Here is a 9,489-nt window from a genome sequence, read left to right as displayed (position 1 = left end):
TTGTGTGGGGATGAACCGCAACAGGAAGGATGGAGGGCGCAGTTCATGCCGTATTCCCCACTTGTGTGGGGATGAACCGGAAGCCTTTCGTCTCGGTTGAAGACGGGGTGGGTATTCCCCACTTGTGTGGGGATGAACCGTACCGTGACGGCTGCCAAGGTGGTGCACAGGAGTATTCCCCACCTATGTGGGGATTCCTTGCATCGATCTCATCAGCGCCGATGCCTGTCCCCGTATTCCCCACCTATGTGGGGATTCCTTTCTTGAATTGGTATCACAAATGGTGTCACTTTCTGGTTTCAAATTATCACGAGAAGGGAGATAAAAAGAAAACCCTCGCCAAGTTCTTTCTTGGCAAGGGTTTGACTGAGTGCGGTAGACTGGACTTGAACCAGCACAACGTTTCCGCCACTAGCACCTCAAGCTAGCGTGTCTACCAAATTCCACCACTACCGCATCATGAGGTTTTCGGTTTTTTCAAACCGAACGTGGCAACAATACAACACCGTTGGGATGTGAGTCAAGCCCTCTTTTGAAAAAGAAGGCTTGAATTCTCCTAGAGCAGTGCCTCAAATTGGTCAAGCAGGCTCTTGAACGTTTTCAAGGCCTCCTGTACCGGTTTTTCACTCTCCATATCGACACCAGCCTTGCGAAGCGAATCGATGGGATAGGAACTGCCGCCGCTAGAGAGGAACGCCAGATAATCGTTGCGCTCATCTTCCCCTCCGCAGAGGACTTTCTGGCTCAAGGCGATGGCGGCACTGATGCCGGTTGCGTACTTATATACATAGAACGGGCTGTAGAAGTGCGGAATCCTCAGGCCTTCCAGATCGCTCTCTGCTTCAAACTCGACTGCAGGCCCGAAGTAGGCTTCAAGCAGTTTGCGGTACTCCTGTCTCAGGACCTCAAGGGTCAGAGGAGTGCCTGCTTCCGCTATCTCATGGGTGATCTTCTCATATTCGGCAAACATCGTCTGCCTGAAGAGGGTGGCGACGATGTCGTCGATCTGCTTGCCTACAATATATGCCTTGGTCTTGTTGTCGGATGAAGTCTCGATCATATACTTGGCTACAAGCTGCTCGTTGAAGGTGGACGCCACTTCGGCTTCGAAGATCGTGTAGTCGTAGTGAAAGTAGGGATTGTTCTTCGCACTGTAATAGCTGTGCATGGAGTGACCGCCTTCATGGGCAACGGTAAACAGGTCGCGAAGCACATCCTCCTTGTAGTTCAGCAAAATATAGGGTTTGGAAGTATACGTACCGCTGCTGAAGGCTCCGCTTCGCTTGCCCTTGTTCTCATAGCGGTCGACCCAGCGTTCGGTGGTAAGTCCGGCTTTGAGTGTTTCCACGTAATTAGGTCCAAGCGGCTTGAGAGCTTCGCAGATGGTATTCACTGCCTGCTCGTAGCTTGTGTGGGCCTGGATTCCCTTGACCAGGGGAACATAGACATCATAGTGTGCCAGCTTCTCCTGGCCCAACAGCCGTGAGCGAAGTGCATAGTAGCGGTGCAACACGGGAAATGCCTCATGCACAGCCTTGATCAGGTTGTCATACACGGTCAAGGGCACCCTGTCGCCAAAGAGAGCCATGCTTCGTGAGCTCTCATACCCGCGGGCCTTGCTGCAGAATATGTCCTGCTTCACCTGCCCCTCGTAGAGCCGGGCTATGGCATGCTTGCTCTTCTCGTAGACTGCATAGAACTGCTTGTAAGCCCTTCGTCTCAGGTCCCTGTCATCCTGCATCAAGAAGCTGCTGAAGGAGCTCTGGGTGAGAGGTTTCCCCTCGAGCTCGCCGAAATCAAAATCAACGTTGGTCAGATCGCCGAAGGTGGTCCGCATCACCGATCCGACTTCTCCCTGCAAAGCCATCAGGCGTTCTTCCGCCTCACTGAGTACATGTTCCTTGAATCGGCGTGCTTTGCGGATAAAGACGGCATAGGGGGCGAAATCTTCATCGTTCAGGTAGGTCTCGATGACATCATCCGCAATGCCCAACAACTCTGGATCAAAGAAAGCCATGGCCGCGGAGAGCTGGCTCAATTGCTGGGAGGCAAGCGAATAGCGTCTGACATTGTCGTTGTCCGAAGCATCGCCCGCATAGAGCAAAAAGGCATAGTTGTACAGTCGCTCTGCAAGAACGGCTGTCTCTTCATACCACTGCATCGTATGTAGGAATGAGGCTTTCCCTGCTGCGAGGGTTCCCTTCAGCCGAGGTGCCTGCTCAATGCGCTCTGCAAGTTGCCCAAGCCCCTCATCCCATACCTGGGTGTTCTCAAACAAGCTTCCAAGGTCCCAGGTATCTTCAGTTCTCTGCTGTGCTCGGCTGAGTGTTTTCATGCAATTTCTCCTAACAAGGTGATCAGGTGCCGGGCAGCCCGGCCGCGGTGGCTGTAGTGGTCCTTTTCTTCATCGGTGAGCTCGGCCATGGTTTTCCCCGCCTCGGTGACAAAGAAGACCGGATCATAGCCGAAACCTCCCTTACCGTAGGCGGCAAATGCAATTCTGCCGTGCACCGATTCGCAAAACGTAAAGACGCGATGCTTGTCCGCCACCAATGCCAAGGCGCATACAAACTGTGCACTTCGCTCTGAAGGCTCCTTCAGATGCTCCATATTCTCCAACAGGAACAGATTGCGCTCGCCGCTTTCCAGCAGCCTGCCGAATGTTTCCATGCCGTAGCGGGCAGTACGCACGCCCGGGCCTCCTCCAAGAGCATCCACGCAAAGCCCTGAGTCATCCGCGAGAACCACCATGTTTTTCGGGGCGTTCGCAGCGAGGGCCATTGCTTTGCCCAGGGCATTCTCGGTAAAGGTGGCCTTGTCTTCCTCAAAATCAAAATCCAGGCCGAGCTCCTTGGGCAGGATGAGAGTATGGGCTTTCAGCAGGCGGGAGAATTCCTCCCTCTTATGGGAATTGTTTGATGCCAAAAGAATGTTCATGGGTCTAAAGATACTCATTGTCCCCTTGTTCGTCCATACACTTCAAAAGCAGATGCTTCATGTAGTGCACTGAACTATCGATGGTTCCCTTTGGGATTCCCAGCAGGTTGCCCAATTCACTATGGCTCAAATTGAGTTCCATCGTCCTGATTTGCTTGACTTTGGCCTTATACACACGCTGATTCCATATGCGCAGCCGTTCGAGTTTCAGGCGTTTTGTTTCATCCTCCTCCCGAAGGAGTTCCGACTCGATCTCCAGCAAGCGTCTGAAGTGCCTGTGGCTGATGGTTTCAAACTCTTGCTTGCACGCTCGTTTTTGTGCAAGAACACTGTTTGCTGTATTCAAATATTTTATAAGCAGGGCAGGACTCACTTCCAAAAGAGAAGCCAGATCTTCGAGCAAATAGTGGGCGGCCAGGTGCGGGGACAGGGTGAGCATGATCAAAAACCGCTTGCGATTCACCTGATGTCGAAGAATGTTCTGCAATTCCAGCAGCTTGGGATCGCTCATGATCGTCGGTTGGCTTCGATGTTCCAATAGCTCTGAGAACAGGGAGGGGAGGGTGGCAATGTCCTGTTCGACAACAGAGGAAAACCTGCAGTACATTGCTTGTTCGGCTGTCTCTTCCGGCAGCTCGAAGGTTGTTTGTTGATGGTAGAAATCACTTTCAGCGAGCAAGCGCTCTTTTTGTTTTTTAATCTGCTTTTGAGCGATGAAATAACGGCTGCGCTTGCGCACAACCTGGCTCAAGTATCCAATATAGGAGAGTCTTCCTTCCCGGTAGGTGTTCAGGTAATACGGGATGGAATCGTAACAAAAGAACAGAAACTCACAACAATCTTCTTCATCGATGAGGTGTAAAAACAATGGGAGTTCATAGAGTAATTGTTGGGTTTGCTCATGCAGCGTGCGATAAAGCGATTGATCTGTATGTCTCTTTTGATAGCATACAACCGATTTGGTCAACTGAAATGAAGCGTTTTCAGAGAGAGGTAAGATGTACATTGCATACTCCTATGGTGATGTATCACCTCTGTATGCAATGTGTATGCCAAGTCAGTTGCCCAGCAGTTCTCCTACAGCATCGACAAGCTTCTGCCGTACCACGGTGATCTCTTCACCAATGGTGGCTCCTGCAGCTTTCTTATGACCGCCTCCACCGAACCGCTCGGCCAAAGCGCCGACATCGACGCTGCTTTGGTGCGAGGAGCGAAATCCCACTTCGGTGGCGCCGCCTTCGAGTTCCTTGAAGAAGAGTACGACCTCGACATCCTTGACCGAAAGAAGCATCGCATAGAGCGAGTCACTGGGTTTGTCGGTCGTGATGTAGGTATCCCGGTCCTTGAGGAACGAGGAGGAAAGCATGAGCCTGCCGTCGTACAGGCTCTCACTGCGATCGATAAGCTTGCCCAGATACTTCACATATCCAAGGCTTTTTCCCCCGGTCATCCGGTCGGCCATGATGTTTGGGGAGACTCCGAGATCGACAAGCTCGGCAGCCAGACGCAAGGTTTCTCCCCGATACGCGTTGATGAAGCGGAAGAAGCCCGAATCCGTTGCGAATCCGAAAAACAGATGCTCGGCGATTTCTTGGGAGATTTCCACGTCAAGCGCCTTGTACAGCTGCATGACGATAAGGGTGGTCGATACCGAACGGGGCACGATGTAGCGGAAGGTTCCAAACTGCTCCCCGCTGCTGTGGTGGTCCAAGACGATGGTGGTCAACCCTTCAATTTCTTGGGCGAGGTGTCCAATCCTCTCAGGAGATGAACAATCGACGACGACAACGATGGGATTGCGGTCATAGAGATCCTTGTCGATGTGAGCGAGAAAATCTGCACGCAAATGGGAAATTTCGGAACGATCGAATGGACCGGCGTTGGCCAAGTGGACCGTCTTGCCCATCTTGAGCAAGAGCGATCCTGCGGCCATCTGACTGGAAAGGCAATCCCCATCAGGGCTTATATGTCCCAGGACGATGAACTCGTCCCGACTTCTCAACAGATCAAGAATCTGTTCGTCAAATGGGGGATAACTGAACATTTCACGCTCCACGAATGACCTCGGGTTGTTTGCCCTCAAGCACGCACTCCCGTCCGACGATCACCTGTTTCACCTGGTGGATGGAAGGGATATCGTACATGATGCCCATCATGATGTTCTCGACAATGGAACGCAAGCCTCGGGCACCAGTCTTTTGCTCGAACGCCTTCTCAGCCACTGCTTCGACAGCCTCGTTCTTGAAGATGAATTCAATACCGTCAAGGCGGAAGGCTGCTTCATACTGGCGAAGGATGGAGTTCTTCGGTTCCACGATGATTCTCATCAAGTCCTTCTTGGAGAGATTGTCCAGCGCAACATGGATGGGAAGCCTGCCGATGAACTCGGGAATCAGACCGAACTTAATCAAGTCATCCGGCATCATCTTGCTGTAGAGAGCATGCAGGTCCTTTTCCTGGGTATTGACAATGGTTGCACCAAAACCCATGGCATGACTGGAGACGCGCTTCTCGATAACCTTGTCCAAACCAACGAAGGCCCCACCGCAGATGAAGAGAATGTTGCGTGTATTGATCTTCAGCATCTCCTGGTTTGGATGCTTTCTGCCTCCCTGGGGAGGTACGGATGCATCGGTTCCCTCGATGATTTTCAGCAGGGCCTGCTGAACACCCTCACCGCTGACGTCGCGTGTGATGGATGGGTTCTCTCCCTTCTTGGCAATCTTGTCGATCTCATCAATGAAGATGATTCCATGCTCGGCTGCCTTGATGTTGTCATTGGCGTTCTGGATGAGCTTGAGCAGGATGTTCTCAACATCCTCGCCGACATATCCAGCCTCGGTGAGCGTGGTGGCATCGGCGATGGCGAAGGGGACCTGCAATTTTTTTGCCAAGGTAGAGGCCAGCAAGGTCTTTCCGGTACCGGTGGGCCCCACCATCAGGATGTTGGACTTATCCAGCTCAACTCCCTGTTCGGCAATCTGTTTCTGGAATTTGACACGTTTATAGTGGTTGTACACCGCTACAGCCAGTACACGCTTGGCATCGTCCTGACCGATTACATACTCGTCCATGTACTCCTTCAGTTCCTTCGGGGTAGGAATGCGGTCGGGAAGTCCGACTGCATCTTCCTGGAACGTAGGATCGCCGGCGAGCATGTCGTTGCACACCTTGATGCACTCATCGCAGATGGCCACACCGGGACCATTGATGAGTCTTTTTACTTCTTCCTGGCCTTTGCCGCAGAAAGAACAGACTTTCGCGTTTCGCGCCATCAGTTACTCCTTCTCATGACGCTGTCGACAATACCATAGGTGACAGCATCATCACTTGAAAGGAAGAAATCCCGTTCGACATCCTTGGAAACCTGTTCAAAACTCTTGTGTGTATGACGGGCGATGATATCGATGGTAAGTTTCTTCAATCGGCTGATCTCCTTGGCGTGGATTGAGATATCGGAGGATTGCCCCTCGACACCACCCCAAGGCTGGTGGATCATGACTCTTGCGGAGGGAAGCATATAGCGCTTTCCTTCCGAGCCGCTGGCAAGCAGCAGGGCCGCCATGCTCGCAGCTTGTCCCATGCAAATCGTCTGTACATTGCTGTGCAGATACTGCATGGTGTCGTAAATGGCAAGACCGGCGGTGACCGATCCGCCGGGACTGTTGATGTAGAGGCTGATGTCCTTGGTTGCGTCCTCGGAATCCAGAAACAGCATCTGGGCTACTACAAGATCTGCATTGGCGTCATGGATCTCGCCATCAAGGAAAATAATGCGATCCTTGAGCAGACGGCTGAAGATGTCATAGGCTCGTTCGCCGATTCCTGACTGCTCGACGACCATCGGTATGTTGGATTGCATCCTAAAAGGATGGATATTCATGGCAAAAGCCCCCTTTCTAAGCTGGGATTGAAAAGGCGGAACCTGTGTGGACCCGCCTCTTCACAACGTACAACACTGTCTGATGCACTCTTACGCACCGTAGGTCTGGCTCATGAACGTCTCATAGGCAACCTCTTCGCCTTCGACGAAGGTGTTGTTCTCCTCTAGGAATGAAGCTACCTTCTGGAAGCGCATATCGTCCTCGATCATGGCCTTGTAATAGTCACGCTGAGCGGGATCGGTGATATCCTTCAGTTGTTCTTCCAGCGTCTTGTTCAATTCCTCCTCGTCTATTGCGAACTTCTCGGTATCCTTGATTTTGTCCATGATCAGCTGGATGCGCAGGCCCTTCTCGGCAGCTTCTCTCCAAGGGGCGGTGATATCTTCCTTGGTTTTATGCTGGAACTGGAGGATCTGCAAAATCTGCTCTTCGCTGAGACCGGTCTGCTTCACATAGCGGTTCCAGCTCTGGTCGATCTCCAGATCGATCATACTGGCGGGAATTGCAACAGTCGTTCCCTTCAAAAGCTCCTCGCTCAAGGCATTGAGTTTTACCTGCTTAAGCTTCGCCTCGAGCGCTTTTTCAAGCTTCTCGCGGGTCGCCTTGGTTAAATCTGCAACACTCTTGTACTCTTCCTTCACATCCTGGGCAAACTCATCATCGAGAGCGGGAACATCGCGGTATCTAACGGCCGATACAGCCACCTTGAGCGTGATGGTCTTGCCTGCATAGCCTTCCACGGTGGAGTCCTCGGCGTAGGTCTTGGAGAAAGTCTTCTCATCCCCGGCCTTCATGCCGACCAAGTCACTGTCGAACTGATAGAAGTTGGAGGAGCTGCCGAGGGTGAACACAAATTCCTTGCGCTCGGTCCCGGGAACCTCATTGTTCTGTTCGTCGAGCTCGACATAATCAACGGTGACGATGTCCCCCATGGCTGCGGCATCCTGCTTGTCGATGGTTATTGCATTCTGGTCGCGCAGCTTGTCGATCTCTGCATTCACTGCCTCATCGGTTACCCGTACTTTCGGATAGGTTACCGTCAAGCCCTTGTAGGCGGGAAGCTCGAACGCAGGCATCACATCATATTTCACGGTGAAGGTGACATCGGTATCAGCCTTGAAAGGGAGCAGGGACTCTTCATCCAGCAATTCGGGAGTGCTGAAGGAGATTGGTTTGTACTTGTCCTCAACACTCTCCAGAGCCTCCTTGAGGGCGGCTTCGATGGTGTTGAAGGTGCTTTCCTCGCGGATAGCCTTGCCTAATTTGCCTTCCAGCACAGAAACAGGTACCTTGCCCTTGCGGAAACCCTTGAGTTGGATGGTAGAGGCGTACTTCTGCAGTGCTGCCTTGTAATCATTCTCGATGGTGGAGGCGGTCACGGTGACCGTCAGCGCGACGGAGGAGTTCTCCAATTCTTTGATACTCTTATCAGCGATCATCCTATGTTCATCCTTTCGGTCCGAATCCGGACCCTGTATATCCTCAGGCAAAGCCCTTTCGTGTTCCCTTCCTCAGTCCAGCTAGCAAGGAGTATACTACAACCATAAAAGCTCGACCACCCTAGAGAGGGCGGATTGAGAAAACCCTTTTAGCGGAAACATATTGTATATAGCAACTTTTTCCTCTTTGGTCTAGGGGATTGGGCAAATTTGTCCAATTGCAGGCTGGCTTTTCTTCTGTTACCATGACAGGAAGGAGACCGGATGTGACCATCTTTTGTTATCCCAATTGTTCCACCTGCAAGCGAGCAGTTGCCTATCTGGAAAGCAGGAATATCGCCTTCACCTATCGGAACATCAAAGCAGACCGACCAAGCAAACAGGAGCTTGGGCGAATCATCGAGCAGAGTGGCATCGACAGCAAGAAATTTTTCAATACCAGCGGACAGCTCTACCGGAGCCTCGGCCTCAAGGACAAGCTTCCCGGCCTGGATACCGACCAAATCCTGGACCTGCTCAGCAGTGACGGCATGCTGGTGAAAAGGCCTTTGCTCGTCTGTGATGCAACAGTGCTCGTCGGATTCAGGCAAGCCGAGTGGGACGCTTTCTTTGCAACCTGACCGAGCTTACGTGAGCCTGCACATCATGATGTCAAGGTCGGCATAGGCGCCGTCCTTGTACTTCATGCCTCTTTCAATGGTTCCACATTTGGTGAATTTGAACTTGTTGTACAAATTGACGGCCTTCGAATTTGAAGAAACAACCTCCAGTTCCATCTGCTCATACCCGGCTTGTTTTGCCCGCTCCAACAGGGTATATATAAGCAACTGCCCGATTCCCTTGTGTTGGAAATCCGGTGCCACCGAAAGGCCGCATTGCGAGCGATGAACCATGCGCTTCATTGTGGAAACCGGAGAGAAATCACACAAACCAACCAATTGACCGTCAGAGAACGCCCCCAGCAAAAGGCGTTTGTCGTCAGCCTCCGCCTTTTGCAGCCAGGCAGCCTCTTCTTCAATGGTGATGTTCCATTCCTCAGTCTCGCGCGCCAGAAAAGGCGAGGAGGCATACATGGTTCTCATGTAGGCGACTGCAAGCGACGCATCCTCGCTTTCAAGGCTGCGGATTGTTATTGCCATTCCGTTCTTCAGTCGGTGTTCGGTTGCATCAAGTTTCATACCCAAGCATAGCAACTCTTTTTTTCCTGTTCAAGAAGCAGACAAAGAAAG

Annotated in this window: 9 protein-coding genes and 1 tRNA gene; 1 reads left to right on the top strand and 9 read right to left on the bottom strand. The window is 52.0% G+C overall.

The genetic code is table 11. From position 1 onward, the window contains the following. Positions 1–371: 371 nt before the first annotated feature. From B3K89_RS07190 to tig, 8 genes are all read right to left on the bottom strand, one after another. A tRNA-Leu gene (locus B3K89_RS07190) sits at positions 372–456 on the bottom strand. Between the two features lie 100 nt (positions 457–556). Continuing rightward, on the bottom strand, positions 557–2,335 hold the full coding sequence (gene pepF / locus B3K89_RS07185) for an oligoendopeptidase F (RefSeq protein WP_293891343.1): 1,779 nt from the start codon (positions 2,333–2,335) through the stop codon (positions 557–559). Then, positions 2,332–2,937, bottom strand: a complete 606-nt coding sequence (locus B3K89_RS07180) for a non-canonical purine NTP pyrophosphatase (protein ID WP_293891340.1) — start codon at positions 2,935–2,937, stop codon at positions 2,332–2,334. The genes pepF and B3K89_RS07180 overlap by 4 nt, the downstream gene beginning before the upstream one ends. 4 nt (positions 2,938–2,941) lie before the next feature. After that, complete coding sequence (locus B3K89_RS07175) at positions 2,942–3,943, bottom strand: hypothetical protein (protein ID WP_293891337.1); 1,002 nt, start codon at positions 3,941–3,943, stop codon at positions 2,942–2,944. Positions 3,944–3,994: 51 nt separating this feature from the next. Continuing rightward, a complete protein-coding gene (locus B3K89_RS07170; protein ID WP_293891334.1) occupies positions 3,995–4,981 on the bottom strand; it encodes a DHH family phosphoesterase in 987 nt (328 codons plus the stop codon). 1 nt (position 4,982) lies between these two features. After that, positions 4,983–6,212 carry an ATP-dependent Clp protease ATP-binding subunit ClpX gene (clpX, locus tag B3K89_RS07165; protein ID WP_293891331.1) on the bottom strand — a complete coding sequence of 410 codons (1,230 nt, stop codon included), beginning with the start codon at positions 6,210–6,212 and terminating at the stop codon, positions 4,983–4,985. Next, positions 6,212–6,799, bottom strand: a complete 588-nt coding sequence (locus tag B3K89_RS07160; protein ID WP_414712343.1) for an ATP-dependent Clp protease proteolytic subunit — start codon at positions 6,797–6,799, stop codon at positions 6,212–6,214. The genes clpX and B3K89_RS07160 overlap by 1 nt, the downstream gene beginning before the upstream one ends. 111 nt (positions 6,800–6,910) lie before the next feature. Then, positions 6,911–8,260, bottom strand: coding sequence for a trigger factor (tig, locus tag B3K89_RS07155; RefSeq protein WP_293891325.1), 1,350 nt, complete (start codon positions 8,258–8,260; stop codon positions 6,911–6,913). Between the two features lie 266 nt (positions 8,261–8,526). Here tig and B3K89_RS07150 point away from each other — a divergent pair, with 266 nt between their 5' ends. Then, positions 8,527–8,880 carry an arsenate reductase family protein gene (locus B3K89_RS07150; protein WP_293891322.1) on the top strand — a complete coding sequence of 118 codons (354 nt, stop codon included), beginning with the start codon at positions 8,527–8,529 and terminating at the stop codon, positions 8,878–8,880. A gap of 6 nt (positions 8,881–8,886) precedes the next feature. Here B3K89_RS07150 and B3K89_RS07145 read toward each other — a convergent pair whose 3' ends face one another. Further along, on the bottom strand, positions 8,887–9,438 hold the full coding sequence (locus B3K89_RS07145) for a GNAT family N-acetyltransferase (RefSeq protein ID WP_345907212.1): 552 nt from the start codon (positions 9,436–9,438) through the stop codon (positions 8,887–8,889). Between the last annotated feature and the right edge of the window lie 51 nt (positions 9,439–9,489).

The sequence above is a fragment of the Sphaerochaeta sp. UBA5849 genome (assembly GCA_002432715.1).
GTDB lineage: Bacteria > Spirochaetota > Spirochaetia > Sphaerochaetales > Sphaerochaetaceae > Sphaerochaeta.
This window is presented reverse-complemented; position numbering and strand designations above follow the sequence as displayed.